Source organism: Streptomyces sp. NBC_00287, assembly GCF_036173105.1.
Taxonomy (GTDB): domain Bacteria; phylum Actinomycetota; class Actinomycetes; order Streptomycetales; family Streptomycetaceae; genus Streptomyces.
The window spans coordinates 6,252,863-6,277,525 of record NZ_CP108053.1 but is presented as its reverse complement, the minus strand read 5'-3'; the positions used below and the strand labels follow the sequence as shown (position 1 = coordinate 6,277,525).

Annotated in this window: 24 protein-coding genes and 1 riboswitch; of the genes, 12 read left to right on the top strand and 12 right to left on the bottom strand. The window is 69.2% G+C overall.

Translation table 11 applies throughout. From position 1 onward, the window contains the following. Nucleotides 1-42: 42 nt before the first annotated feature. The 6 genes from OHT76_RS28750 to OHT76_RS28725 all read left to right on the top strand — a co-directional run bounded on the left by OHT76_RS28750 (nucleotide 43) and on the right by OHT76_RS28725 (nucleotide 7,302). Nucleotides 43-297, top strand: coding sequence for a DUF3311 domain-containing protein (locus tag OHT76_RS28750; RefSeq protein WP_328873754.1), 255 nt, complete (start codon nucleotides 43-45; stop codon nucleotides 295-297). Further along, the gene (mctP, locus tag OHT76_RS28745) at nucleotides 294-1,889 is read left to right on the top strand and encodes a monocarboxylate uptake permease MctP (RefSeq protein ID WP_328873753.1); all 1,596 of its coding nucleotides are present in this window, start codon (nucleotides 294-296) and stop codon (nucleotides 1,887-1,889) included. Before OHT76_RS28750 ends, mctP begins: the two co-directional genes overlap by 4 nt. Before the next feature lie 67 nt (nucleotides 1,890-1,956). Then, entirely contained in the window at nucleotides 1,957-2,460 is a 504-nt protein-coding gene (locus OHT76_RS28740; protein WP_328873752.1) for a GNAT family N-acetyltransferase, read from the top strand. A gap of 52 nt (nucleotides 2,461-2,512) precedes the next feature. Next, a riboswitch (cobalamin riboswitch) is annotated at nucleotides 2,513-2,637 on the top strand. 123 nt (nucleotides 2,638-2,760) lie between these two features. Continuing rightward, the gene (locus OHT76_RS28735; protein ID WP_328873751.1) at nucleotides 2,761-5,112 is read left to right on the top strand and encodes a ribonucleoside-diphosphate reductase subunit alpha; all 2,352 of its coding nucleotides are present in this window, start codon (nucleotides 2,761-2,763) and stop codon (nucleotides 5,110-5,112) included. Then, on the top strand, nucleotides 5,112-6,125 hold the full coding sequence (locus OHT76_RS28730; protein ID WP_328873750.1) for a ribonucleotide-diphosphate reductase subunit beta: 1,014 nt from the start codon (nucleotides 5,112-5,114) through the stop codon (nucleotides 6,123-6,125). The genes OHT76_RS28735 and OHT76_RS28730 overlap by 1 nt, the downstream gene beginning before the upstream one ends. A gap of 211 nt (nucleotides 6,126-6,336) precedes the next feature. Further along, nucleotides 6,337-7,302, top strand: a complete 966-nt coding sequence (locus OHT76_RS28725; protein ID WP_328873749.1) for a GlxA family transcriptional regulator — start codon at nucleotides 6,337-6,339, stop codon at nucleotides 7,300-7,302. A gap of 4 nt (nucleotides 7,303-7,306) precedes the next feature. On the opposite strand, the gene OHT76_RS28720 is transcribed toward OHT76_RS28725, so the two are convergent. The 10 genes from OHT76_RS28720 to OHT76_RS28675 form a co-directional block, all read right to left on the bottom strand. Beyond that, entirely contained in the window at nucleotides 7,307-8,683 is a 1,377-nt protein-coding gene (locus OHT76_RS28720) for a bifunctional albaflavenone monooxygenase/terpene synthase (RefSeq protein WP_328873748.1), read from the bottom strand. Further along, nucleotides 8,680-9,765, bottom strand: coding sequence for an epi-isozizaene synthase (cyc1, locus tag OHT76_RS28715; protein WP_328876643.1), 1,086 nt, complete (start codon nucleotides 9,763-9,765; stop codon nucleotides 8,680-8,682). Before cyc1 ends, OHT76_RS28720 begins: the two co-directional genes overlap by 4 nt. Before the next feature lie 290 nt (nucleotides 9,766-10,055). Beyond that, complete coding sequence (gene def, locus OHT76_RS28710) at nucleotides 10,056-10,706, bottom strand: peptide deformylase (RefSeq protein WP_328873747.1); 651 nt, start codon at nucleotides 10,704-10,706, stop codon at nucleotides 10,056-10,058. A gap of 61 nt (nucleotides 10,707-10,767) precedes the next feature. Continuing rightward, on the bottom strand, nucleotides 10,768-11,748 hold the full coding sequence (locus OHT76_RS28705; RefSeq protein ID WP_186284740.1) for a tetratricopeptide repeat protein: 981 nt from the start codon (nucleotides 11,746-11,748) through the stop codon (nucleotides 10,768-10,770). Between the two features lie 117 nt (nucleotides 11,749-11,865). Continuing rightward, nucleotides 11,866-13,113 carry an HD-GYP domain-containing protein gene (locus OHT76_RS28700; protein ID WP_328873746.1) on the bottom strand — a complete coding sequence of 416 codons (1,248 nt, stop codon included), beginning with the start codon at nucleotides 13,111-13,113 and terminating at the stop codon, nucleotides 11,866-11,868. Next, on the bottom strand, nucleotides 13,110-14,402 hold the full coding sequence (locus OHT76_RS28695; protein WP_328873745.1) for an HD-GYP domain-containing protein: 1,293 nt from the start codon (nucleotides 14,400-14,402) through the stop codon (nucleotides 13,110-13,112). Before OHT76_RS28695 ends, OHT76_RS28700 begins: the two co-directional genes overlap by 4 nt. Before the next feature lie 125 nt (nucleotides 14,403-14,527). Continuing rightward, entirely contained in the window at nucleotides 14,528-14,830 is a 303-nt protein-coding gene (gene rsrA, locus OHT76_RS28690) for a mycothiol system anti-sigma-R factor (protein ID WP_328873744.1), read from the bottom strand. Continuing rightward, on the bottom strand, nucleotides 14,827-15,522 hold the full coding sequence (locus OHT76_RS28685) for a sigma-70 family RNA polymerase sigma factor (protein WP_315883568.1): 696 nt from the start codon (nucleotides 15,520-15,522) through the stop codon (nucleotides 14,827-14,829). The genes rsrA and OHT76_RS28685 overlap by 4 nt, the downstream gene beginning before the upstream one ends. 256 nt (nucleotides 15,523-15,778) lie before the next feature. Continuing rightward, a complete protein-coding gene (locus OHT76_RS28680) occupies nucleotides 15,779-16,408 on the bottom strand; it encodes an alpha/beta hydrolase family protein (RefSeq protein ID WP_328876642.1) in 630 nt (209 codons plus the stop codon). Nucleotides 16,409-16,418: 10 nt separating this feature from the next. After that, nucleotides 16,419-17,234: an SOS response-associated peptidase gene (locus OHT76_RS28675; protein ID WP_328873743.1), complete on the bottom strand. Its 816-nt coding sequence runs from the start codon at nucleotides 17,232-17,234 to the stop codon at nucleotides 16,419-16,421. Between the two features lie 50 nt (nucleotides 17,235-17,284). Between OHT76_RS28675 and OHT76_RS28670 the strand changes: the two genes are divergently transcribed. From OHT76_RS28670 to OHT76_RS28655, 4 genes are all read left to right on the top strand, one after another. Then, nucleotides 17,285-17,998 (top strand): M50 family metallopeptidase, encoded by a 714-nt coding sequence (locus OHT76_RS28670; RefSeq protein WP_328873742.1) that lies wholly within the window; start codon nucleotides 17,285-17,287, stop codon nucleotides 17,996-17,998. A 122-nt stretch (nucleotides 17,999-18,120) separates the two neighbouring features. Next, a complete protein-coding gene (gene aroA, locus OHT76_RS28665; RefSeq protein WP_328873741.1) occupies nucleotides 18,121-19,437 on the top strand; it encodes a 3-phosphoshikimate 1-carboxyvinyltransferase in 1,317 nt (438 codons plus the stop codon). Between the two features lie 16 nt (nucleotides 19,438-19,453). Then, nucleotides 19,454-20,464 carry a ribosome small subunit-dependent GTPase A gene (gene rsgA / locus OHT76_RS28660; protein WP_328873740.1) on the top strand — a complete coding sequence of 337 codons (1,011 nt, stop codon included), beginning with the start codon at nucleotides 19,454-19,456 and terminating at the stop codon, nucleotides 20,462-20,464. Between the two features lie 120 nt (nucleotides 20,465-20,584). Further along, nucleotides 20,585-20,908 carry a DMT family transporter gene (locus OHT76_RS28655; RefSeq protein ID WP_328873739.1) on the top strand — a complete coding sequence of 108 codons (324 nt, stop codon included), beginning with the start codon at nucleotides 20,585-20,587 and terminating at the stop codon, nucleotides 20,906-20,908. A 6-nt stretch (nucleotides 20,909-20,914) separates the two neighbouring features. On the opposite strand, the gene OHT76_RS28650 is transcribed toward OHT76_RS28655, so the two are convergent. Then, a complete protein-coding gene (locus tag OHT76_RS28650) occupies nucleotides 20,915-21,523 on the bottom strand; it encodes a TetR/AcrR family transcriptional regulator (protein ID WP_328873738.1) in 609 nt (202 codons plus the stop codon). A 178-nt stretch (nucleotides 21,524-21,701) separates the two neighbouring features. Here OHT76_RS28650 and hisN point away from each other — a divergent pair, with 178 nt between their 5' ends. Then, nucleotides 21,702-22,502: a histidinol-phosphatase gene (hisN, locus tag OHT76_RS28645; RefSeq protein ID WP_328873737.1), complete on the top strand. Its 801-nt coding sequence runs from the start codon at nucleotides 21,702-21,704 to the stop codon at nucleotides 22,500-22,502. A gap of 117 nt (nucleotides 22,503-22,619) precedes the next feature. Next, nucleotides 22,620-23,012 carry a CBS domain-containing protein gene (locus OHT76_RS28640; protein WP_328873736.1) on the top strand — a complete coding sequence of 131 codons (393 nt, stop codon included), beginning with the start codon at nucleotides 22,620-22,622 and terminating at the stop codon, nucleotides 23,010-23,012. 78 nt (nucleotides 23,013-23,090) lie between these two features. Here OHT76_RS28640 and OHT76_RS28635 read toward each other — a convergent pair whose 3' ends face one another. After that, complete coding sequence (locus OHT76_RS28635) at nucleotides 23,091-24,563, bottom strand: catalase (protein ID WP_328873735.1); 1,473 nt, start codon at nucleotides 24,561-24,563, stop codon at nucleotides 23,091-23,093. Nucleotides 24,564-24,663 lie beyond the last annotated feature (100 nt).

Genomic DNA, 24,663 nt, shown 5'->3' with positions numbered 1-24,663 from the left:
CCTGCCTGTTTCAGGTGATCAGTGAGGGGACGGAGCCGTCAGATGTCAGATACCTCAGAGGCGAGCAGAGAGCCGGTGGTGACGCCTGTGCGCGTCGTCATCGCCCTCTGCCTGATCGCGCCCTTCGTGGCGATGTTGTGGGTGGGTTCGTATGCGAAGGCCGACCCGGCCTTCATCGGCATCCCGTTCTTCTACTGGTACCAGATGGCCTGGGTACTCCTGTCGACCGTGCTGACGGTGATCGCGTACCAGCTGTGGCAGCGTGACCAGCGCGCCCGTCGTGGAGGTACCAAGTGAACGACGGCGTGAACGGCGTCGCGCTCGCCGTCTTCATCTTCTTCTTCCTGGCCGTCACGGTCATGGGCTTCCTCGCCGCGCGCTGGCGCAAGGCCGAGAACGAGCAGAGCCTCGACGAATGGGGCCTGGGCGGACGCTCGTTCGGCACCTGGGTCACCTGGTTCCTGCTCGGCGGCGACCTGTACACGGCTTACACCTTCGTGGCGGTCCCGGCGGCGATCTACGCGGCCGGCGCGGCGGGCTTCTTCGCGGTGCCGTACACGATCCTCGTCTACCCGTTGATCTTCACGTTCCTGCCCCGCCTGTGGTCGGTGTCGCACAAGCACGGCTATGTGACGACCTCGGACTTCGTGCGCGGCCGGTACGGCTCCAAGGGCCTGTCGCTGGCGGTGGCGCTGACCGGCATCCTGGCAACGATGCCGTACATCGCGCTCCAGCTCGTCGGCATCCAGGCGGTGCTGGATGTGATGGGCGTCGGCGGCGGGGAGAACACGAACTGGTTCATCAAGGACCTCCCGCTGCTGATCGCGTTCGGTGTGCTGGCCGCGTACACCTACTCCTCGGGGCTGCGGGCGCCCGCGCTGATCGCCTTCGTCAAGGACACCCTGATCTATCTGGTCATCGCGGTGGCGATCATCTACATCCCGATCAAGCTGGGCGGGTTCGACGAGATCTTCGCCGACGCGGGCGAGAAGTTCACCACCACCGGGGTGGGCGGTCTGGTCCCGCCGGAGGCCGGGCAATGGACGTACGCCACGCTGGCCTTGGGCTCGGCGCTGGCGCTGTTCATGTACCCGCACTCGATCACCGCGACCCTCTCCTCCCGGAGCCGTGATGTGATCCGCCGCAACACCACGATCCTGCCGCTGTATTCGCTGATGCTCGGTCTGCTGGCGCTGCTGGGCTTCATGGCGATCGCGGCCGGAGTGAAGGTGGAGAACGGCCAGTTGGCGATCCCGCAGCTGTTCGAGAACATGTTCCCGGCCTGGTTCGCGGGCGTGGCCTTCGCGGCGATCGGCATCGGCGCGCTGGTGCCGGCGGCGATCATGTCGATCGCGGCGGCGAACCTGTTCACCCGGAACATCTACAAGGACTTCATCAAGCCCGACGCCACGCCCGCCCAGGAGACCAAGGTCTCCAAGCTGGTCTCGCTGCTGGTGAAGGTCGGCGCGCTGGTCTTCGTCCTGACGATGGACAAGACGGTCGCCATCAACTTCCAGCTCCTGGGCGGCATCTGGATCCTGCAGACCTTCCCGGCCCTGGTCGGCGGCCTGTTCACGCGCTGGTTCCACCGCTGGGCGCTGCTCGCCGGCTGGGCGGTCGGCATGATCTACGGCACGGTGGCGGCCTACGGTGTCGCGTCGCCGACGCAGAAGCACTTCGGCGGTTCGTCGAAGGAGATCCCGGGCATCGGGGAGATCGGCTACATCGGCCTGACGGCGTTCGTCCTGAACCTTGTCGTCACGGTGGTCCTGACCTTCGTCCTGAAGGCGGCGAAGGCCCCCGAAGGTATCGACGAGACGAGCCCGGAGGACTACACGGCGGACGCGGGAGACCCGGGAGTCCAGAAGGATCTGACCCCGGTGCACTGACGCATCCTCCGCAGAGGGCCGCCGAAAGCCATTCGAACGGCGGCCCTCTGTCGTACACACTCACTCCATGGACTTCCAGATCCGCCCGGCGGAACCCATCGAATACGAGGAACTGGGCGAGATCACCGCCCAGGCCTACCTCCAGGACGACCTCCTCACCTTCGGCGAGAGCGACTGGTACCTCGGCGAACTCAGGGACGTCGCCAAGCGGGCCGCAGCCGCTGAGGTGTTGGTGGCCGTAGACCACAACGGGCTCCTGGGCGGCGTCACTTTCGTCCCCTCCCCCGGCCCCATGGCCGACCTCGCCCGCCCCGGAGAGGCCGAGATCCGCATGCTGGCCGTCGCCCACGCGGCCCGTGGCAGGGGCGCCGGAGAAGCCCTCGTCCGCGCCTGTATCGACCGGGCAAGAGCCGCGGAGTGCAAGGGCATCGTCCTGTCGACCCAGTCCCTGATGCGCACCGCCCACCGTATCTATGAACGTCTCGGCTTCACCCGGGCCCCCGAGCGCGACTGGAACCCGATCCCGGAGCATCCCGAGTTCACTCTCCTCACTTATCAGTTGACGCTCTGAAGCCGACGCGACACAACATCTGGGGGTGTCACCGCAGGGCGGCACAAGATGTATGCTCATGCTCGCTGTCGTCGCAGGGGAATCCGGTGCGAATCCGGAACTGTCCCGCAACGGTGTACTTGTGCACATCTGTGCATAAGCGTCAGTCCGAGGACCTGCCGACAGCGCGCCCGGCCAACCGGCCGGTGCGCCTGACGTCCGGGCCTCGTGGAATGGGTCGGTGGACGCGACGCCCCGTGCGCTCGTGAGCTGCCTCCTGCCCTCCGCAAGGCCCCGTGCCGAGCGAGGGAGAGCCCCCCAGTGACCATCGCGCCAGCCGACCCGGCTTCAGCCATCCAGGTGGAGACCGACGGTCCCGGAACCGCGCTGCTGCGGACCCTGACCGAGCTGACCGCCGACCTCCCCGACGCCGACCCCGGCCGGGTCGCCGCCGCCGCGCTGCGCGGCCGGTCCGCCCGGGCGGACGTGTCGGAGCTGCGCGAGCTGGCCACCGAGGCCGCGGCAGGGCTCATCTCCGAGGACCCCGCCTACTCCCGGCTGGCCGCCCGGCTGCTGACCGTCTCCATCGCCGCCGAGGCCGCCTCCCAGGGCGTCACGTCCTTCACCGAGTCCGTCGCGGTCGGGCACCGGGAGGGGCTCATCGCCGACCGGACCGCCGAGTTCGTACGGATCCACGCCGCCCGCCTCGACGCGCTGATCGACACCGGCGCCGACGACCGCTTCGGCTACTTCGGGCTCCGTACCCTCCACAGCCGTTATCTGCTCCGGCACCCCATCACGCGCAAGGTCATCGAGACGCCCCAGCACTTCATGCTCCGCGTCGCCGCCGGTCTCGCCGAGGACGACACCACGCGCGCCCTCGACGAAGTCGCCGCGCTCTACGGGCTCATGAGCCGCCTCGACTACCTCCCCTCCTCCCCCACGCTCTTCAACTCCGGCACCCGGCACCCCCAGATGTCGTCCTGCTACCTGCTCGACTCCCCGCTCGACGAGCTGGACTCCATCTACGACCGCTACCACCAGGTCGCCCGCCTCTCCAAGCACGCCGGCGGCATCGGGCTCTCGTACTCCCGTATCCGCTCCCGGGGTTCGCTGATCCGCGGCACCAACGGGCACTCCAACGGCATCGTCCCGTTCCTGAAGACCCTCGACGCCTCGGTCGCCGCCGTGAACCAGGGCGGGCGGCGCAAGGGCGCGGCGGCGGTCTACCTGGAGACCTGGCACTCCGACATCGAGGAGTTCCTGGAGCTGCGCGACAACACCGGTGAGGACGCCCGGCGTACGCACAATCTGAACCTCGCGCACTGGATCCCGGACGAGTTCATGCGCCGGGTGAACGCCGACGCCCCGTGGTCCCTGTTCTCGCCCGCCGATGTGCCCGAGCTGGTCGACCTGTGGGGCGAGGAGTTCGACGCGGCCTATCGCAAGGCAGAAGAACAGGGCCTCGCGAAGAAGACCATCCCCGCCCGTGACCTCTACGGCCGCATGATGCGCACCCTCGCGCAGACCGGCAACGGCTGGATGACCTTCAAGGACGCCGCCAACCGCACCGCCAACCAGACCGCCCTGCCGGGCCAGGTGGTCCACTCCTCCAACCTCTGCACGGAGATCCTGGAGGTCACCGACGACGGGGAGACGGCGGTCTGCAACCTGGGGTCGGTCAACCTCGGCTCGTTCGTCGTCGACGGTGACATCGACTGGGAGCGGCTCGACGCCACCGTCCGCACCGCCGTCACCTTCCTCGACCGCGTGGTCGACATCAACTTCTACCCGACCGAGCAGGCGGGCCGCTCCAACGCCAAGTGGCGCCCGGTGGGGCTCGGTGCGATGGGGCTGCAGGACGTCTTCTTCAAGCTGCGGCTGCCCTTCGACTCCCCCGAGGCCAAGGCGCTCTCCACCCGGATCGCCGAGCGCATCATGCTCGCCGCCTACGAGGCCTCCGCCGACCTCGCCGAGCGCAGCGGCCCGCTGCCGGCCTGGGAGAAGACCCGTACCGCGCAGGGCGTCCTGCACCCCGACCACTACGACGCCGAACTCACCTGGCCGGAGCGCTGGGCGGCGCTGCGCAGCCGTATCGCCGAGGTCGGGATGCGCAACTCCCTCCTCCTCGCCATCGCGCCCACCGCGACCATCGCGTCCATCGCCGGCGTCTACGAGTGCATCGAGCCGCAGGTGTCCAACCTGTTCAAGCGCGAGACGCTGTCCGGCGAGTTCCTCCAGGTCAACTCCTACCTTGTGCAGGAGCTGAAGGAGCTCGGCGTCTGGGACGCCCGCACCCGCGAGGCGCTGCGCGAGGCGAACGGCTCGGTGCAGGAGTTCGCCTGGATCCCCGAGGACGTACGACGGCTCTACCGCACGGCGTGGGAGATCCCGCAGCGCGGGCTCATCGACATGGCCGCCGCCCGGACGCCGTTCCTCGACCAGTCGCAGTCCCTGAACCTCTTCCTGGAGACGCCGACCATCGGCAAGCTCTCCTCGATGTACGCCTACGCCTGGAAGTCCGGGCTGAAGACGACGTACTACCTGCGCTCGCGCCCGGCGACCCGTATCGCCCGCGCAGCCCAGGCAACTGTCCCCGTCCAGCAGGCCGCCGACCCCGAAGCCGTCGCCTGCTCCCTGGAAAACCCCGAGTCCTGCGAGGCCTGCCAGTAATGACCAGCGATGCCAAAAACCTGCTCGACCCGGGCTTCGAGCTGACTCTCCGCCCCATGCGCTACCCGGACTTCTACGAGCGCTACCGGGACGCCATCAAGAACACCTGGACCGTCGAGGAGGTCGACCTCCACTCGGACGTCTCCGACCTCGCGAAGCTGTCCCCCTCCGAGCAGCACCTCATCGGCCGGCTGGTCGCCTTCTTCGCGACGGGCGACTCGATCGTCGCGAACAACCTGGTGCTGACGCTGTACAAGCACATCAACTCCCCCGAGGCGCGACTCTACTTGAGCCGTCAGCTCTTCGAGGAGGCCGTGCACGTCCAGTTCTACTTGACGCTGCTGGACACCTACCTCCCCGACCCGGAGGACAGGGCGGCGGCCTTCGACGCGGTGGAGAGCATCCCCTCCATCCGCGAGAAGGCCGGGTTCTGCTTCAAGTGGATCAATGAGGTCGAGAAGCTGGACCGCCTGGAGACCCAGGCCGACCGCCGCCGCTTCCTCCTCAACCTGATCTGCTTCGCCGCGTGCATCGAGGGCCTGTTCTTCTACGGCGCCTTCGCGTACGTCTACTGGTTCCGCAGCCGGGGTCTGCTGCACGGTCTGGCCACCGGCACCAACTGGGTGTTCCGCGACGAGACGATGCACATGAGCTTCGCCTTCGACGTGGTCGACACCGTCCGCAAGGAGGAGCCGGAGCTCTTCGACGAGCAGCTTCAGCAGCAGGTCACCGACATGCTGCGGGAGGCCGTCGAGGCCGAGCTGCAGTTCGCGCGCGACCTGTGCGGTGACGGCCTCCCGGGCATGAACACCGAGTCGATGCGGCAGTACCTGGAGTGCGTCGCCGACCAGCGTCTGACCCGGCTCGGCTTCGCTCCGGTGTACGGCTCGGAGAACCCCTTCTCCTTCATGGAGCTGCAGGGGGTTCAGGAACTCACCAACTTCTTCGAGCGGCGTCCCTCCGCGTACCAGGTGGCGGTGGAGGGCACGGTCGACTTGGACGAGGACTTCTGAGTCTCCGCCTTCTTCAACTGGCGATCGATCCGGCGCTCGAGGACCGCTCCCACGAGCGCCGGACCCGCGAGAAGAGAGAAGAGCAGGAAGAGCGCGACGTATTCGAGGAATGTGTTCATGCGGTAAGTCTCGTTCCCGGAGAACACTCCTGACAGTGGCAGGACTGCCGCACACCATCGAATTACTGCCAGGATGGTGGCACACTGGCAGTGTGCTGAAAAACGTGGCCGTCGCCCTGCTCGACGGCGTACATCCCTTCGAACTCGGCGTCGTCTGCGAGGTCTTCGGACTCGACCGCAGTGACCAGGGACTTCCGGTGTACGACTTCGCGGTCGTCTCGGCGGAGGGCCCGGCGCTGGCCACCCATGTCCCCGGATTCACGGTCTCCACGCCGTACGGCCTCGACCGGCTCGACGAGGCCGATCTGATCGCCGTGCCGGCGGGCAGCGACTACATCGGCCGGGAGTATCCGCCCGCGCTGCTCGACGCCCTGGTGCGGGCCGTGGACCGGGGTGCCCGGGTGCTCAGCGTCTGTTCCGGCGTCTTCGTGCTCGGCGCGGCCGGGCTGCTGGACGGCAGGCGCTGCGCCGTGCACTGGCGGCAGGCCGACGAGCTCGCCCGGCGCTACCCGCGCGCGGTGATCGAGCCCGATGTGCTGTACGTGGACGAGGACCCGGTGATCACCTCGGCGGGCACGGCCGCCGGGATCGACGCCTGTCTGCATCTCGTCCGCAAGGAGCATGGCGTGGAGGTCGCCAACGCCATCGCCCGGCGCATGGTGGTGCCACCGCACCGGGACGGCGGGCAGGCGCAGTACATCGACCGCCCGCTGCCCCGCTCCCAGTGCGACACCGTCGGCGATGTCCTGACCTGGATGGAACGGCACCTCGACGAGGAGGTCACCGTCGAGCAGCTCGCCGACCTCGCGCATATGTCCCCGCGCACCTTCGCCCGCCGCTTCCAGCAGGAGACGGGCACGACTCCCTACCGCTGGATCCTGCGCCAACGTGTGCTGCTGGCCCAGCAGTTGCTGGAGACGACGGACGAGACGGTGGACGCCGTCGCGAGCCGGACCGGATTCGGCACCGCGGCGGCGCTGCGCCATCAGTTCGTACGGGCCCTCGGGACCACCCCGAACGCCTACCGGCGGACCTTCCGGGGCCCGGAGGCGGCCTGAGCCGTCACCTGGACACCGGCCTGAGCAGCAGGTTGTGCGGACGCAGGGTGATGCCCACCCGGGTGGTGTCATTGGAACCGGACGCCTGCTCGAAGCGGTACTTCGTGGCCACCGCCGCCGTGATCAGCGTCAGCTGTGCCATGGAGAAGTGGTCGCTCGGGCACTTGCGGTTGCCCACGCTGAAGGGACTCATGGCGTATTTCGGCACCTCCTTCACGCGTTCCGGAAGCCAGCGGTCGGGGTCGAACTCCAGGTTGTCCGCGTACGACTTCGCGTCGCGCTGGATCGCATACGGGCTGTAGACGATGTCCGCGCCCGCCGGAATGCGATACCCGCCGAGCTCGGTGTCGGTGACCGCCCGGCGCGTCAATATCCAGACGGCCGGACGCAAACGCATCGCCTCGACGACGACATTGTTCGTGTGCCGGAGCCCCCGGACATCCTCGAATGCGACGGGCCGGCCGCCGGTGACGGATTCGACCTCCGCGGCCACCCGGTCGGCGTGCTCGGGATGTTCCGCGAGCACGTGCAGGAGCCACATGATGGTGGACGCGACGGTTTCGCTTCCGGGGGTGAGTATCGCGACGACCTGGTCGTGGATCTCCTGTTCCCCGATCGGCTCGCCATTCTCGTCCTTCGCCTCCAGCAAGGCTGTCAGCAAATCGTCCGGCTTTTGACCAGATGCGCGCCGCTCGGCGACGATCTCGTCGACCAGCAGATGCAGATCGGCCAGGGCCCGGTTGAATTTGCGGTTGGGCGGAAGCGGCAGCCGGTAGAGCGGCCCGGCCGGTATCACCATCCTGCGGTACATACCACGGAAGACGGTGGCGAGTGCAATGCACAGCCGTTCCGCCCGTTCGTCCATGAAGTCGCCGCGCAGCAGACAGCGGGCAGCGATGCGGACGGCCACCCGGAAGGACTCGGCGGTGCAGTCGATCGTCTCGCCGGGCCGCCAGCGCACGGTCAGCGCATGCGCCTCCTCCTCCATGATCGGCCCGTACGCCGGGATCGCGTCGAGCCGGAACGCGGGCTGGATGGTGCGCCGCTGACGCCGGTGCCGGGGGCCGTTCGCGGTGGCCACACCCTCCTTGCCGAGCAGGCCTTCGAGGGACTCCCACAGCGGACCGTCGATCTTGAAGTCGGTGCTGAGGGCCAGGGCGCCGGTGAGGTCCGGGGAGGTGACCGCGTACACGGTCTTCGGGCCCAGCTTCAGCCGGACGACATCGCCGTGCTCGCGCAGCGCCGCCATGAACGCGAGCGGGTCGCGCACCAGCTTCCAGCCGTGGCCGAGAAGCGGGACACCGCCGCCGGCGAAAGGCGGCTCACGCAGCTCCGATTCCGCATATATCTGCGCTTCGGGCTTCACAGACTCGACGGTCATTTCTCACCTGCCGCTTCGTTGTTGACGTACGGGGGCGTGGACCGGTCGTCCCAGCTGTCGACCATGTACCGGCCGGACTCGTGGTGGAACCAGTAGACGGTGCTGAACCAGTTCCGCATATTGCAGACACAGGCCCGTACGGCGGCACTCATTTCCTTTCCCCGCAGGGTGCCGTCGGCTAGATCATCGGCGAGTCGAAGGGCGGCCCGTTCGGCGACCAGAAATTCTGATATGCATTCCTCGACGCGCCGCCTTACTTCCACCACCGCTTCTTCCAGAGTCAGCCCCTCATGTTTGATAAGACTGATTCCGAGATTGTGCACCTCATCGCCCGCTATTTCCTTGGGAAGCGAGCAGAGGTCGTTGTACCAGGCGGCGAATTCCTGGCTCAGCAGCGCCGCCCGCCGATATGCCGGGTGTTTCCTTACCGAGTCCGGGAGTTCATGTCCGGCGCTCGGCTCCAACAGATCGGTCCAGATCCAGTGCGCGAAGGTGAGGCGGCGCAGGGCGAGATAATCCTCGACGGTCGGGATGATTCCGTTTGTGCGGTTGTGGAATTCCCGGTCGTACGCCTCGATCACCGAGTGGAAGTGCCGGGCGAACCGGGCGTTCCACGTCGAGGGCAGGAACGAGTACAGCCGCACCATACTGTCCGCGAACCCGGCCACCAGCGGATCCTCGTGGTGCAGGTGGTCCTCCGGTGCGTCGAGGGCCGCATGCAACCGGAACCTCAGCCGCCGCCAGGCGGACGGGCGGCGGTGCACGATGTCACGGTCGTGCCGGTCGTCCCAGACGAAGAACCATGCGCTGTAGTCCGCAATCGCCTGCAGGACCTCGTCGGGGGCGCCAATGTAGTACCCCGCCATCAGGTCGGTGTAGCAAAGGCCATCGGCATATTCCTCCACCTTGTCCGCCGGCATCAGCCGTTTTTCCAGCAGCCAGGTGCGGGTCTTCTCCTGAAGTCGGGGCCAATACGGGTGGAGTTGCCTGGGAAACGCCGCCTCGATCACCGGAAGGGAGAGCGATGGTGGGACCGCGACCGCCGTCGGCGTCGATGTGGTGCTGTGTGAGAAAGCATGCACGAACAAACCCCTCTCAGCCGCCAGTTGCGCACACCCCTCCCGCCGTGCCGGGCGTGCGCCGTTGCGTATCCCCGCACTTCCCATTCAGCACCACAACTGACCGGTCTGGGAACGGATTTGCTTCATTCACTACCCCACGGTGCCGAGAATCTCCCCTTGTGTGACTGAATATGGATCAGTAGATGCGCACATGGGATCGAACGTGCGACGCACTGACGAACGGCGCCTGGTCAGGAAGGGATTCCTGAACAGACGCCGTGCGTATGGGACTTGAGAGATCTTGCGGGACGTCAGTCGTTTGCGACCACGGGGTAGCGAGGCTCGTTCTCGGCCATCTGCCGCAGCGCGTCCTTGCGCTCACGCTTGGAGAGCCGGTCGATATACAGGTAGCCGTACAGGTGGTCGGTCTCGTGCTGCAAACAGCGCGCGAAGTAGCCGGTGCCGCGCACCTTGATCGGGTTGCCCTTCTCGTCCTGCCCGGTGACCTCGGCATAGTCGGGCCGGGCGAGCGGCGCGTACGCGGTCGGCACGGACAGACAGCCCTCGTTGCTGTCGTCGAGGCTGCGCTGCTCGGCGGGCAGATCGACGAGCTTGGGGTTGCAGACGACGCCGACGTGCCGCGCGCCCTGGTCGTCCTGGCAGTCGTAGACGAAGACCTTCAGGTCCACGCCGATCTGGTTGGCGGCCAGGCCCACGCCCTCCGCGGTGCGCTGCGAGGCGAACATGTCCGCGATCAGCTGCTCCAGCTCCGGGCCGAACTCGGTGACGTCCTTGCACTCCTTGTGGAGCACCGGGTTCCCGACGACGGTGATCGGCCGCGAGGTACCCCGCTCGTGCCAGGCGTTCTCGCGCTCCTCGGTCTCCTCGGTGTCGATGACGAAGCCCTCGTCGTCCACGGGGAGCACGCCCGCGTGCTGCTGATCGGTGTCCTGCTGCGCCATGACCGACGTATGCCTTCCTGGAAAACTGGGATTCGGTGCTGATACAGGGTACGGCGAGGTTTCAGCAGACCTCTTCCAGATCCCGCCAGTCCCGGGAATCGGGGCTGTCCGCAACCCATCCGTCCAAGAGCCCCCGAACCAGCGAAGCCGGCGCAGCCACCCCGCACTCCCGCTCCGGCACCCACAGCTGCCCGTCCGTCCGGTGCCCCAGCGGCCCCGGATGCCCCGGCTCGCTGTGATCGTGCGGATCGAGATGCTCCCCGTCACCCTCGTCGGACGGCATCCGCGACTCGGAGCACGTCCGGCACAGCAGCCGCACCGACGACGACCAGTCCTCCGCCGCGAACCCCGCGTCCGCCGCGAGCTGCTCCAGCGCGTCCCGGTCCGCCTCGGTCGCCGCCTCCAGCAGCACCACCCAGGTCGGCACCGGAGAGGGCGCCCACAGCTCGATCTCGTCGAAGACGGGGTAGGCGTGCCCGGCTGCCGTGGTCCGCTCGCCGTGCGGGACCCCGTCGTGCAGCACGACCTCGCCCCAGCGCCGCCCGGACGACGGCAGCGGAATCGACAGCACCTCGATCCGGGCGGGATCGAGCCGCCGCCCCCACACCACCTCGGCCTCCCCCTCGGGGGACAGCCGTACGGCCGCGCTGCCGAGGTCCATGCCGACCGGCTCGCCGGAGTCGGTCGCGCCGCCCGGCACCCGCAGCCCGTAGGCCTGCCAGGCCCGCCGGGCCAGCGGCCAGTCCTGCAGGGCGGTGGCCGCGATACCGACGTTCCACCAGTCGGGCGCCCCGGTCTCCCGGTCGAGCAGCGCCACGGCCCTCAGGCCCGCCGCCCGCGCCTGCTCCCAGTCGTGCCGGAACTTGTGCAGCAGGGCGAGGTTGAACCAGGACTCGGACAGCCAGGGCTCCAGATCGGCGGCACGTGTCAGCAGCGCGCCCGCGTCCTCGTACCGACCGTCGCCGATCAGGGTGAACGCGCGGTCGGTGGCCTGCCGCCAGGAGGCGGAGGGCCGGTGCCGTCCCTTGCCGAAGATCCTCACGATTCCCGCCTGCCAGTTCCGTGGAGTGGGCCGGCTGTGCCCCCGGACAGCCTGTCGGAGACCCTCTCCCTTCGCATCCAACCACGTACCGCTGGAGGGGCGCTCATTACCCATGGGTTACCCCGCTCGCCCCAAGGTCAGACAGTCTCTTGACAGCACCCTGGCCAGCGCCTCGACGACGTCCGGGTCGTAGTCCCCCGCGGTGCCCAGTCGTAGCTCCTCCAGCGCCTTCAGCGGCCCGCCTGGCCCCGCGCCCTGGGCCTTCTCCTCGTAGGCGTTCACCGTCCGTACGATCCGCGCGGCGACCGGCTGCTCCCGGCAGGGGTCGGCCTGGCGCTCGACGACCACGGCGACCGAGCCGTCGACGCCGGTCTGGCGGACGACGGCGCCGCCGAGGAGGGCGATCCTGCGCTGCTCGGCGGTGGGCAGGCCTGCGGTGGCGCCGGACGGGACCGGGTCGACCAGGCTGAGCTGACCGATGTCGTGCATGAGGGCGGCGTACTCCAGCACGGTGAGCTCGGCCCCGGACAGGCCGAGGTCCCGGCCGACGGCGACGCTGAGCGCGGCGACTCTGCGGGCGTGACCGGCGGGGGTGTAGCCGGCCACCTCGGTGGCGCGGGCGAGGGAGGCGATGGTCTGCCGGTAGGTGGCGCGGACGGCGGCGTAGCGGCGGAAGGAGAGCTGGGTGAGCAGCAGCGGCAGACAGAACACGGGCAGCGCCCACAGGCCTACGACGGCCACCGCGAGCGCCATCACCGCGCCGGTCGCGCAGACGGCCGAGCCGATCCCGAGCAGGGTGCGCAGCTCGTCCCGCAGCAGCGGGCCGAAGGGCCAGCCGGTCCTGGAGTGGGCCAGGGCGGCGACGAGAACTGCGTCGCACAGCGCGGTGAGGGCGAGCAGCGCGAGCAGCAGCAGCGCGTAGGCGGCGCCGCTCCACTCGTCGAACACGCCCCGGTTGTACAGGGGTTGGAAGCAGATCGCGGCGAAGCCGACGGTGAGCACCCGCCGGGCCAGATGGTCGGGCTCGAGGCTCCGGCCGCGCGCGATGTGCGGGACGCCGCCGAGGAGGGCGGCGACGAGGACGATGGCGACGACCTGGAACACACCGTGGTGCGTGGGCTGCCCCGCGTCCTCGCCGAGCAGCGCGTACGACAGGGCGCCCGCGGCACCGAGCGGCGCGGCCTCCCGGATGTGGGCGCCGGTCCACCGGGTGAACTCACCGACGGTGATGAGGAGCCCGAACGCCAGCGCGACGGGACGTTCCTCCAGACCGTTCCAGAGCGTGCCGATGAGCGAGACGGCGGCCAGCAGGGCGGCCGAGGCATGGATGAGGACGAGGATCCACCTGGGCCGGGACGAGCTCATCGATGCGCTCCCGGACGGCCGGCGACAGGCGCGCCGGGGGCCGGAACCCGCCCCTCGCCCGCGGTGACCTCCGGACGCCATCCGTGCCGCTCGATCACGCTCACCAGCGCCGACACCATCCGCGGATCGAACTGCGTCCCCGCACACCGCTCCAGCTCCCCCAGAGCCGCCGGGACGGGCCGCGCCGGCCGGTAGGACCGCGTGGACGTCATCGCGTCGAAGGCGTCGGCGACGGCGACCACCCGCGCGGACTCGGGAATCTGCCCGCCCACGAGCCCGTACGGATACCCGCTCCCGTCCAGCCGCTCATGGTGATGCAGTACGGCGGCCCGGGCCTCGCCGAGGAAGGAGATGCCCCGCACCATCTCGTGCCCGTACTCCGGGTGCAGTTCGATGACGCGCCGCTCCTGGGGCGTGAGCGGCCCGTCCTTGCGCAGCAGCCTGGTGGGCACCCCGAGTTTCCCCACGTCGTGCAGGATCCCGGCGAACCGCAGCACCTCGATGCGCTCGGCGTCCATGCCCAGCTCGCGGGCGATCATCATCGAGGCCTGTCCGACCCGCTCGCTGTGTCCGCGGGTGTAGCCGTCCTTGATGTCGACGGCCTGCACCAGCGCCCGGATGGTCGCCTGGTGGGCGGCCCGCTCCCGGTGGTACTGCGCGAACACCCACCAGGACACGCACATCGGCAGCAGCACGAGCAGCGCGGCGACCGGGCCGTAGGGGCTGCGCCACAGGACGGCCATCATCAGCCCGGCGAGACCGTGCACGGCGACCGGCGCGAGCGAGCGCAGGAACAGCCCGCGCCAGGCCCGGCGCACCGGCACCCGCTCGGCGAGGGCGAGGATGCCGCCGTCCAGCAGGGTGAGCACCAGGCAGAAGCCCAGGACCGCGGCCCCGGCGGGCAGAAGGGCGTAGGGGAAGTCGGACGCGACGACCGCGTCCCGCCCGTCCAGCGCCCAGTGCACCCGGGCGGCGGCCCAGACGGCGAGCGCCAACTGGGCGGCCCGCCATACCCGTCGTACGACCGCGCCTTGGGAGAGCAGTGCTCCGGGTACCGCCACGAGTGCGGCGGCGGGCGGGGGCAGCAGGAAGGCGCCGGCGAGCAGGACCGGGTAGAAGGTGCCGGCGAAGCGCCTACGGGCGATCTGCTCGCAGCCGGCGTACAGCGCGGCCAGGAGGGCCAGGGCCCACCAGGGCGTACGGGTGGCCGGCAGCGGCAGCAGACAGAGCAGGGCGCCGAGGGCGGCGCAGGCCACGTACACACGTGCCCGCGCGGGAATACCCTCCATGTGCCCCTCCCCTGACCATGCCTGTTCCAGGCTCCGGAGCCTAGGGCGGCCAGGGGGGAGAGTGCGGGCGTATCACCCGCCGATTAGCACGTTCGAGTGACGATCGGCCGTCCCGGGGCGGGAGTTCAGGACTCCTGCGGGGTGACGGTGACGTCATGGTCGGGGACGGCCTGTCCGGAGCGGATCAGATCGAGCCGCCCCAGGACCTTGGACCGCAGGTCGGACGGTACGTCGTCATGTCCGCAGCAGCGCTTGACCAGCTTCTTCACGGCCTCTTCGAGCCCGTACTTCTCCAGGCACGGCGAGCACTCCTGGAAGTGCTGCTTGAACTTGTCGCGGTCCACGTCCGGCATCTCGCTGTCGAGGAACTCGTAAAGGTGGTCGAGAACCTCGCTGCAGTCCGTCTCGTGATGCTCTCCGCAGCTCATGAGCCCGAGCCTTTCGCTTCGTTCGACTCTCCGGCGCCCGCCGGAACCAGCCCGCGCTCACGGGCGTAGTCCTCGAGCATGCCGCGCAGTTGACGGCGGCCCCGGTGCAGCCGGGACATCACCGTTCCGATGGGTGTCCCCATGATGTCCGCGATCTCCTTGTACGCAAAGCCCTCTACGTCCGCGAGATAGACGGCGATGCGGAATTCCTCGGGGATCGCCTGAAGTGCTTCCTTCACGTCCGAGTCGGGCAGATGGTCGAGCGCCTGCGACTCCGCGGAGCGCAGACCGGTCGACATGTGCGACTCGGCGCGGGCGAGCTGCCAGTCCTCGATCTCCTCGGCCGCGGAGCGCTGGGGTTCACGCTGCTTCTTGCGGTACGAGTTGATGAAGGTGTTGGTGAGAATCCGGTAGAGCCAGGCCTTCAGGTTGGTGCCCTCGCGGAACTGGTGGAAGGACGCGTACGCCTTGGCGTACGTCTCCTGCACCAGGTCCTCGGCGTCGGCCGGGTTGCGCGTCATGCGCAGGGCGGCCGAGTACATCTGGTCGAGGAATTCGAGCGCGTCGCGTTCGAAGCGCACATTGCGCTCGGCGGTGGTCTCCGCGGACGTGTCCGTGCTCGCGCCCTGGCCCTCGGGCAGCTCCGCCTGGCCGTTGTCGGTCCCTGCGTCGGTACCGGTGACCGGACCCACCTCCTCAAGATTCCGGGCAGCACCGAAGCCGGTGTCACCAGAATCGGAGGATAGACGACTACCCGTTCCCGCCGCCCCTCGAATAGGAGCGGTCTTGCCCGCGTGCAGCACCGTCCAGTCCAGGTCGCTGCGACTGCTGCGGGCCGGGCAGAAGGTCGAACCCATGCGGCGGACTTCCTCTCCAACGACGTCGGTGCTGGTCGCCAGCACTTCTGTCCGCCTCAACAGTGGTCCGGGGCACAACATTCCCGAAGCTTTACCCGAGTGACCCGGTCCACTTGGTCACGGCTTCGGTGACGAGCGCCACGGCCTGCTCCTGGGTGATGTCCGCCCGCTTCGGCACGGCGAAGCCATGGTCGCCGTACGCCACCTCGACCAGCTCGTAGGAGCCGTCCGGGAACTCCTCGGGCCTCCCGAAGGGATCGTTGCCGCCCTGGACGACGAGGGTGGGCACCCCGGAGCCGAGCAGCTCCTCGGCGCGGGACTTCTCGGGCTTGCCCGGCGGATGCAGCGGGAAGCTGAGCGCGAGGACAGCGTGCGCGCCGAGTTCCGTGGCGGTACGGCAGGCGACGCGGGCGCCGGCGCTGCGGCCGCCGGAGATCACCGGCAGACCGGGCTTCGTCAGCGCGGGCCAGACACCCCGCCAGCCGACATCCAGGGTCTTCGGGGCGGGGGCGACCTTCTTGCCGGCCACCCGCCAGGGCTGCTCGACGAGGGCGACGGTCACACCGTGCGCGGGCAGGACCTGGGCGAGCGCCTTCAGGTCCCGCGCCTCGATGCCCCCGCCCGCGCCATGACTGACGGCGAGCACGAGCCGTGCCTTCTTCGCCGGGTGCCAGGTGATACGGGCGTCCCCGGCCTCGGTGCTGATGATCTCGGTGGTCACTGTGCTCACATCAGAAGAGTGTGCCCTCTTCGGGCCCCTCCAGCTCCTTCAGCAGCTCCGGGCCGTTGTTGCGGACGTTGCTGACGGCGGTGGTCACCGGGTAGGCGCGCATCAGTCCGGCGGGCGGCGGGGCGAGCAGCTCGCGGAGGTCGTCGACATCGGTGCGGGACGGGTCGAGCCAGGCGTCCCAGCGGTCCGGGGTGAGCATCAGCGGCATCCGGGGGTGGATCTCGGCCAGCGCGTGCGGGCCCTCGGCCGGGGCGACGGCAAGGGGGCTCGTCTCCGCGTCGGTGGTGATCACGGAGCAGGTGACCCACCAGGCCTGGGGGTGATCGTCGGGCAGGGTCTTGTCCCGCCAGAACTCATACAGCCCGGCCATCGCGAACACCGACCCGTCGGCGGGGAGCACGAAGTACGGCTGCTTGCGCGGCCGCTTCTTCTTCCCCTCGACCTCCAGATCCCGCTCCTGGGTGCCGGTGACCCACTCGTAGTAGCCGTCGGCGGGCAGGATGCAGCGCCGGGCGGCAAAGGCACGGCGGTACGACGGCTTCTCGTGCACCGTCTCGGCACGCGCGTTGATCATCCGCGCGCCGCCCTCGGGAGTCTTCGACCAGGAGGGAACGAGCCCCCACTTGAGCTTGCGCAGCTGCCGAACCGGTCGCTTCTCGTCGGCGTCTTTCAGAGGACGGTCCAGGACCGCGTAGACCTCTTTGGTCGGGGCCACGTTGTAGTCGGGCTCAAGAGTCTCCTCGGGCTCCCACTTCTCGATCTCAAAGATTCCTGCGAGATCCTCGGGCCTACGACTCGATGCATACCGTCCGCACATACGTGCCACACTGCCAGACTCCGTAGGAACAGAGGGAGCACCCCGGACACATGGACAGCAGCACAGCGACCTCTCTCTGGGACGAGCTCGTCGGCACCCAGAGCGACCCGGATGTATGGGTCGTGATCGCGACCCTCGTCGCCGCCGTCGCGGTGGTCGTCCCGCAGGGCGTGTGGCGTCTCGCCCGCAACACGATCACCATCGCCCACGAGGGCGGACACGGCCTGGTCGCCCTGCTCACCGGCCGCCAGCTCACCGGCATACGCCTGCACTCCGACACCAGCGGCCTCACCGTCAGCCGGGGCAAGCCGTACGGCCTCGGCATGATCCTCACGGCGGCGGCGGGCTACACAGCACCGCCACTGCTGGGACTGGGCGGCGCGGCCCTGCTGGGCGCGGGCCGGATCACGCTGCTGCTGTGGCTGGCGACGGCCCTGCTCCTGGCGATGCTGGTGATGATCCGCAACGCGTACGGCGCGCTGACGGTCGTCCTGACCGGCGGAACCTTCGTGGTGGTGTCGTGGCTGGCGGGACCACAGGTGCAGGCGGCGTTCGCGTACGCGGTGGTGTGGTTCCTGTTGATCGGTGGAGTGCGTCCCGCGTTCGAGCTACAGGCGAAGAGGACGAGGGGCGGGGCGGGGGATTCAGACGCGGACCAGTTGTCAAGGTTGACGCATGTACCCGCGGGCCTGTGGCTGTTCCTTTTCCACGCGGTATCGCTGTGCTCGCTGATAGGCGGAGGAAGGTGGCTGTTGGATACGTGACGAGCCCGAAGGGGCAAGTCACCAGGGGCGCGGGGCTGTATCGATATGCGGCTCCGCCGCGTGGGCGCGACCAGCCACAACGGCGCCGCACCCGAACAACCGCCTACTTATAGAGTGGGGCCATGGCCCCGAACAACGCACAAACCGCCCTCTGGCCCGCCCCCCACGCGCGCGGTGCCGTCGAAGCGACCGTCCACGTGCCCGGGTCCAAGTCGGTCACGAACCGAGCCCTCGTGCTCGCAGCCCTCGCCAGCGAACCCGGCTGGCTCCGCCGCCCCCTCCGCTCCCGCGACACCCTCCTGATGGCCGCCGCCCTCCGCGCGATGGGCGTGGAGATCGAGGAGGGCGTGGGCCCCGACGGCTCCGGCGAGGCCTGGCGCGTCCTGCCCACGGGCCTGCGGGGCCCCGCCACGGTGGACGTCGGCAACGCCGGCACCGTCATGCGCTTCCTGCCCCCCGTCGCGGCCCTCGCCGACGGCGACATCCGGTTCAACGGCGACCCGAGGTCCTACGAGCGCCCCCTGAACGGCGTGATCGACGCGCTGCGCGTCCTCGGTGCCCGGATCGACGACGACGGCCGAGGCGCGCTGCCCCTGACCGTGCACGGCGGCGGCGCCCTGGACGGCGGCCCGGTGGAGATCGACGCCTCGTCCTCCTCGCAGTTCGTGTCGGCCCTGCTGCTGTCGGGCCCCCGCTTCAACCAGGGCGTCGAGGTCCGGCACACCGGCTCCACGCTGCCCTCCATGCCGCACATCCGGATGACGGTGGACATGCTGCGCGCGGTCGGCGCCCAGGTGGACACCCCCGAGTCGGGCGGCGAGCCGAACGTCTGGCGGGTCACGCCGGGCGCGCTGCTCGGCCGTGACCTCACCGTCGAGCCGGACCTGTCCAACGCCCAGCCGTTCCTGGCGGCCGCCCTGGTCACCGGCGGCAAGGTGCTGATCCCGGACTGGCCGTCCCGCACCACCCAGCCCGGGGACCGGCTGCGCGAGATCTTCACCGAGATGGGCGGTTCCTGCGAACTGACCGAGTACGGCTTGGAGTTCACCGGCTCGGGCGCCGTGCACGGCATCGACGTGGACCTGAGCGACGTCGGCGAGCTGACCCCGGGCATCGCGGCCGTCGCCGCCCTCGCGGACTCCCCCTCGACCCTGCGCGGTGTCGCGCATCTGCGGCTGCACGAGACGGACCGGCTGGCCGCGCTCACCAAGGAGATCAACGAACTCGGCGGCGACGTCACCGAGACCGCCGACGGTCTCCACATCCGCCCGCGCATGCTGCACGGCGGCAACTTCCACACATACGAGGACCACCGCATGGCGACCGCCGGCGCGATCATCGGCCTCGCGGTCGAGGGCGTGCAGATCGAGAACGTGGCGACGACGGCCAAGACCCTGCCGGACTTCCCCGATATGTGGGCCCGAATGCTCGGGAACTGACGGGCGGACCGGGATCATGCGCCGCTACAGCAAGCACACCGACGAGGACGACATCCGCAGCCGCCCGAACCGCAAGGGCAACCGGCCGCGTACCAACATCCGCCCCAAGCACGAGGAAGCGGTCGAGGGCATGGTCCTCACCGTCGACCGGGGCCGGCTGACCTGCCTGGTCGAGGACCGGGTGGTGATGGCGATGAAGGCCCGCGAACTGGGCCGCAAGGCGGCGGTGGTCGGGGACCGGGTTGCCATCGTCGGCGACCTCTCGGGCGAGAAGGACACCCTGGCCCGTATCGTCCGCATCGAGCCGCGCTCCTCGGTGCTGCGCCGCACGGCGGACGACGACGACCCGTTCGAGCGCGTGGTCGTCGCCAACGCCGACCAACTGGCGATCGTCACCGCCCTCGCCGACCCGGAACCCCGCCCGCGTCTGATCGACCGCTGCCTGGTGGCCGCGTTCGACGGCGGCCTGAGCCCCCTCCTGGTCCTGACCAAGTCGGACCTCGCCCCGCCCGACAAGATCCTGGAGCTCTACGGCGACCTGGACATCCCGTACGTCGTCACCAGCCGCGCGGAGCTGGAGAACGGTGAAGCGGCGGAACGGGTGCACGCGGAACTGGACGGCAAGATCACGGCGTTCGTGGGCCACTCGGGCGTCGGCAAGACGACCCTGGTGAACGCGCTGGTGCCGCAGGAGCGGCGGCGGCTGACGGGCGTGGTGAACGCGGTGACGGGACGGGGCAGGCATACGACGACGTCGGCGCTGGCGCTTCCGCTGGCCGGTACGGACGGTTGGGTCGTCGACACCCCGGGCGTACGGTCCTTCGGGCTCGCGCACGTCGATCCGTCCCGCGTGATCCACGCCTTCCCGGACCTGGAATCGGGAACCGAGGGCTGCCCGCGCGCGTGCAGTCATGATGAGCCGGACTGCGCTCTCGACCAGTGGGTGGCCGAGGGTCACGCGGACCCGGCGCGGCTGTACTCACTGCGCAGGCTGCTGTCCACGAGGGAGCGCAAGGAAGGCGACTGACCTCCGCGTTGTTTGTCTCCACCCGAGTCCGGTAAGGGCATAATCGCACCGAGCCGGAACCAAGCCTGACCAAAGCCAGACGAAGCGGTCACAGTACGTGGGGATACGGGAGGACAGCACATGGCGTGGCTGCTGGTCGTTGTGGCGGGACTGCTCGAAACCGGGTTCGCGGTCTGTCTGAAACTCTCCCACGGCTTCACCAGACTCTGGCCGACGGTCGCGTTCTGCATCTTCGCGCTCGGCAGCTTCGGTCTGCTGACACTGTCCCTGAGAAAACTCGACGTCGGCCCGGCGTACGCGGTGTGGACCGGCATCGGCGCGGCGGGCACCGCGATCTACGGAATGATCTTCCTGGGCGACATCGTGTCGACGCTGAAGATCGTCTCGATCAGCCTGGTGATCGTGGGGGTCATCGGGCTTCAGCTGTCGGGCTCTGCGCACTAGGGGAGTTCAGGCCTGTAACTGCCTGTGCAGGGCGCCCCGTACGAGATCGGCCACACCGCCTTCTCCCGGTGGAGCCGCCACACACGACAGCGCGATCCGGACGACGAGTTCGCAGGATCGTGCGAGTTCGTGGCTGTCCGACTTGTTGGCGCCGGGTCCGGACAGGGCGGCCACAGCACGGTCGCGGACGATGGTCACGAAGTCGCCGGGTGAAGGCAGCGCGCCGTCGGCGCGGCGTTGCGCCGGTACGGCGGAGGAGGACGGGACGGCCGAGAGGGTCGGCGAGGGCAGGCGCTCGCTCCAGCAGCCGGTGAGCATGGCGCGGACGAGGGCGTTGTCGCGGGCCGCGGAGGTGGTCCACTCGGCGGTGGCGGTGAGCCGGTCCCGGGCGTCGGACTGCGTGCTCAACGCCCGCTCCACACCGGCGAGATAGGAATCGGCCTCCCGCCGAACGAGCGCCCGGGCGAGCCCCTCCTTGCTCCCGAACTCGTTGTAGAGGGTCTGCCGCGAAACCCCGGCCGCAGCGGCCACATCCACCATTCGCACCGCCGACCACGACCGACGCGCAAGCGCCGTATATGCGGCATCCAGCAGAGATTCCCGCGCTGCAGGCATCGTCGCCTCCCAGGGGCCCGGCTCTGCGCCCAGATTTGACGCGCACGCGGGCACTGTCAAGGGTCCGCGAGCGCACAGCCCGGCGCCCTCCACCCCGATGAGCGCCCCCTACCCCCCGCCCCGTCCGCACTTCGGCCCCGCTGGCCCCGTAAGACCAGCGGCAGATACCGTTCACCACATGCCCGACTACCTGGACGACCTCCGCCTCGCCCACGTCCTCGCGGACGCCGCCGACGCGGCCACCATGGACCGGTTCAAGGCCCTCGACCTCAAGGTCGAGACGAAGCCGGACATGACCCCGGTCAGCGAAGCGGACAAGGCGGCGGAAGAGCTCATCCGCGGCCAGCTCCAGCGCGCCCGCCCGAGGGACGCCATCCTCGGCGAGGAGTACGGCATCGAGGGCACCGGACCCCGTCGCTGGGTCATCGACCCCATCGACGGCACCAAGAACTACGTCCGGGGCGTCCCCGTCTGGGCCACCCTCATCTCCCTGATGGAGGCGGGCGAGGGCGGCTACCAGCCCGTCGTCGGCGTCGTCTCCGCCCCCGCCCTCGGCCGCCGCTGGTGGGCCGCGAAGGGCCACGGCGCCTTCACCGGCCGTAGCCTCTCCTCCGCCAGCCGTCTGAAGGTCTCCCGTGTCTCGAAGATGAGCGACGCCTCCTTCGCGTACTCCTCGCTCACCGGCTGGGAGGACCAGGGCAGGCTGGGCGGCTTCCTCGACCTCACCCGCGAAGTGTGGCGCACGCGCGCGTACGGCGACTTCTGGCCGTACATGATGGTCGCCGAGGGCGCGGTGGACATCTGTGCGGAGCCCGAGCTGTCGCTGTGGGACATGGCCGCCACCGCCATCGTCGTCACGGAGGCCGGCGGCACCTTCACCGGCCTCGACGGCCGCCCCGGCCCGCACAGCGGCAACGCCGCCGCGTCCAACGGTCTGCTCCACGACGAGCTCCTGGGCTACCTGAACGAGCGCTACTGAGCTCCACGCGCCCTCTTGTTGACCCTCCCTTTGCCTGCCACTCTGAAAGTCCCGCCCCTTGTGAATTTGTGAAACGGTGAACAAGCGGCGGAGAGTCCCCAGGAGGTGGCTGCATCCATGCTCGTCCGCGACGCCATGAGCACCGTGGTCCTCACCATCGGCCCCACCCACACCCTTCGCCAGGCCGCCGCGCTGATGTCCGCCCGCAAGGTGGGCGCGGCCGTCGTCCTCGACCCCGACGCCGGCGGTATCGGCATCCTCACCGAACGCGACATCCTCAACTCCGTAGGCCTGGGTCAGGACCCGGACGCGGAGCAGGCCCACGCCCACACCACCACCGACGTCGTCTTCGCGGCTCCGTCCTGGACCCTGGAGGAGGCGGCCCACGCGATGGCACACGGCGGCTTCCGCCATCTGATCGTCCTCGACCACGACGAACCCGTCGGCATCGTCTCGGTCCGCGACATCATCCGCTGCTGGGCGCCGCTACGGCAGAAGGTTCCCGCCTGAGAACACACGAACGGGCCGGATCCCCTTCCTCAGGAGATCCGGCCCGCTTCGACAAGCAATCCAGTGCTGGTGGGATTCTCAGCCGCGCAGGGCCTGGACCGCGGCCTCCAGCCGCTTGCCGAAGTCGTCGTCCGCGTTGCGGAAGTTGTCGATCGCCCGCTCGACGATGTCCTCGCGCGAGACCTTGGCGATGAAGCCGGAGAGGTTCTCGATCAGACGGGACTTCTCGTCCTCCGACATCAGCCGGTAGAGGTTGCCCGCCTGCACGAAGTCGTCGTCCTCGGCGTGCACGGGCGCCGGGTGGTTGCCCGTGCCGCCGCCGAAACCGTCGTACGGCTGCCACAGCGGACGGTCGGTCTGCGCCGGGCCGCCGAAGCTGTTCGGCTCGTAGTTCTTCGCACCGCCGTGGCGGCCGTCGTAGAGGAAGCCGTCGCGGGAGTTGGTGCGCGCCTCGGTGGCGTGCGGGCGGTTGACCGGGAGGTGGTCGGCGTTGATGCCGACGCGGTAGCGGTGGGCGTCGCCGTACGCGAAGAGGCGGCCCTGGAGCATCTTGTCCGGGGACGGGCCGATGCCGGGCACGAAGTGGGCCGGGCTGAAGATCGACTGCTCCACCTCGGCGAAGATGTTCTCCGGGTTGCGGTTGAGCTCCAGCTTGCCGATCTCGATCGGCGGGTAGTCCTCGTGCGGCCACACCTTGGTGAGGTCGAACGGGTTGAAGCGGTACGTCGCCGCGTCCGCCGCGGGCATGATCTGCACCTGCACGGTCCAGGTCGGGAACTCCCCGCGCTCGATGGCGGTCCGCAGATCACGCTGGTGCGAGTCGGGGTCCTTGCCCGCGAGCTCGTCGGCCTCGGCCTGGGTGAGGTTCTTGATGCCCTGGTCGGTCTTGAAGTGGTACTTGACCCAGAAGACCTCGCCGGCCTCGTTGTTCCACTGGTAGGTGTGCGAGCCGTAGCCGTTCATGTGGCGGTACGAGGCGGGGATACCGCGGTCGCCGAAGAGCCAGGTCACCTGGTGCGTGGACTCCGGGCTCAGGCTCCAGAAGTCCCAGACGTTGTCCGCCTCGGTGGAGCCGGTGTACGGGTCGCGCTTCTGGGTGTGGATGAAGTCCGGGAACTTGATGGCGTCCTTGATGAAGAACACCGGGGTGTTGTTGCCGACGAGGTCGTAGTTGCCCTCCTCGGTGTAGAACTTCAGCGCCCAGCCGCGGGGGTCACGCACCGCGTCGGCCGCACCGAGGTTGCCCGCGACCGTGGAGAACCGCAGGAAGGTCTCGGTCTGCTTGCCGACCTCGGAGAGGAACTTCGCGCGGGTGTACTTCGTGACGTCGGCGGTCACCGTGAAGGTGCCGTAGGCACCCGCGCCGCGGGCGTGCACCACCCGCTCCGGGATGCGCTCACGGTTGAAGTGGGCCAGCTTCTCCAGGAGGAGCTGGTCCTGCACGAGCACGGGGCCGCCGACGCCCGCGGTCTCGCTGTTCTGGTTGTCGGCCACCGGTGCGCCGGCCTCCGTGGTGAGCGGTCCCTGTGTCACGTGTGCCTCCTGCGCCATGCCTTGCTGTACCTGTCCCTTGGCTAAAGCCGTTCCCGATCCTACAATGGACAATGTCTAAGTCAAATAAGGTTCCAAAGTCACACCCATTCGGGACCTG

Coding starts and splice junctions, on each gene's coding strand:
- OHT76_RS28750 (WP_328873754.1), top strand. CDS start 43: ATGTCAGATACCTCAGAGGCGAGCAGAGAGCCGGTGGTGACGCCTGTG.
- OHT76_RS28740 (WP_328873752.1), top strand. CDS start 1,957: ATGGACTTCCAGATCCGCCCGGCGGAACCCATCGAATACGAGGAACTG.
- OHT76_RS28730 (WP_328873750.1), top strand. CDS start 5,112: ATGACCAGCGATGCCAAAAACCTGCTCGACCCGGGCTTCGAGCTGACT.
- OHT76_RS28720 (WP_328873748.1), bottom strand. CDS start 8,683: ATGACCGTCGAGTCTGTGAAGCCCGAAGCGCAGATATATGCGGAATCG.
- def (WP_328873747.1), bottom strand. CDS start 10,706: ATGGCGCAGCAGGACACCGATCAGCAGCACGCGGGCGTGCTCCCCGTG.
- OHT76_RS28700 (WP_328873746.1), bottom strand. CDS start 13,113: ATGAGCTCGTCCCGGCCCAGGTGGATCCTCGTCCTCATCCATGCCTCG.
- OHT76_RS28695 (WP_328873745.1), bottom strand. CDS start 14,402: ATGGAGGGTATTCCCGCGCGGGCACGTGTGTACGTGGCCTGCGCCGCC.
- rsrA (WP_328873744.1), bottom strand. CDS start 14,830: ATGAGCTGCGGAGAGCATCACGAGACGGACTGCAGCGAGGTTCTCGAC.
- OHT76_RS28675 (WP_328873743.1), bottom strand. CDS start 17,234: ATGTGCGGACGGTATGCATCGAGTCGTAGGCCCGAGGATCTCGCAGGA.
- OHT76_RS28670 (WP_328873742.1), top strand. CDS start 17,285: ATGGACAGCAGCACAGCGACCTCTCTCTGGGACGAGCTCGTCGGCACC.
- aroA (WP_328873741.1), top strand. CDS start 18,121: ATGGCCCCGAACAACGCACAAACCGCCCTCTGGCCCGCCCCCCACGCG.
- rsgA (WP_328873740.1), top strand. CDS start 19,454: ATGCGCCGCTACAGCAAGCACACCGACGAGGACGACATCCGCAGCCGC.
- OHT76_RS28655 (WP_328873739.1), top strand. CDS start 20,585: ATGGCGTGGCTGCTGGTCGTTGTGGCGGGACTGCTCGAAACCGGGTTC.
- OHT76_RS28650 (WP_328873738.1), bottom strand. CDS start 21,523: ATGCCTGCAGCGCGGGAATCTCTGCTGGATGCCGCATATACGGCGCTT.
- hisN (WP_328873737.1), top strand. CDS start 21,702: ATGCCCGACTACCTGGACGACCTCCGCCTCGCCCACGTCCTCGCGGAC.
- OHT76_RS28640 (WP_328873736.1), top strand. CDS start 22,620: ATGCTCGTCCGCGACGCCATGAGCACCGTGGTCCTCACCATCGGCCCC.
- OHT76_RS28635 (WP_328873735.1), bottom strand. CDS start 24,563: ATGGCGCAGGAGGCACACGTGACACAGGGACCGCTCACCACGGAGGCC.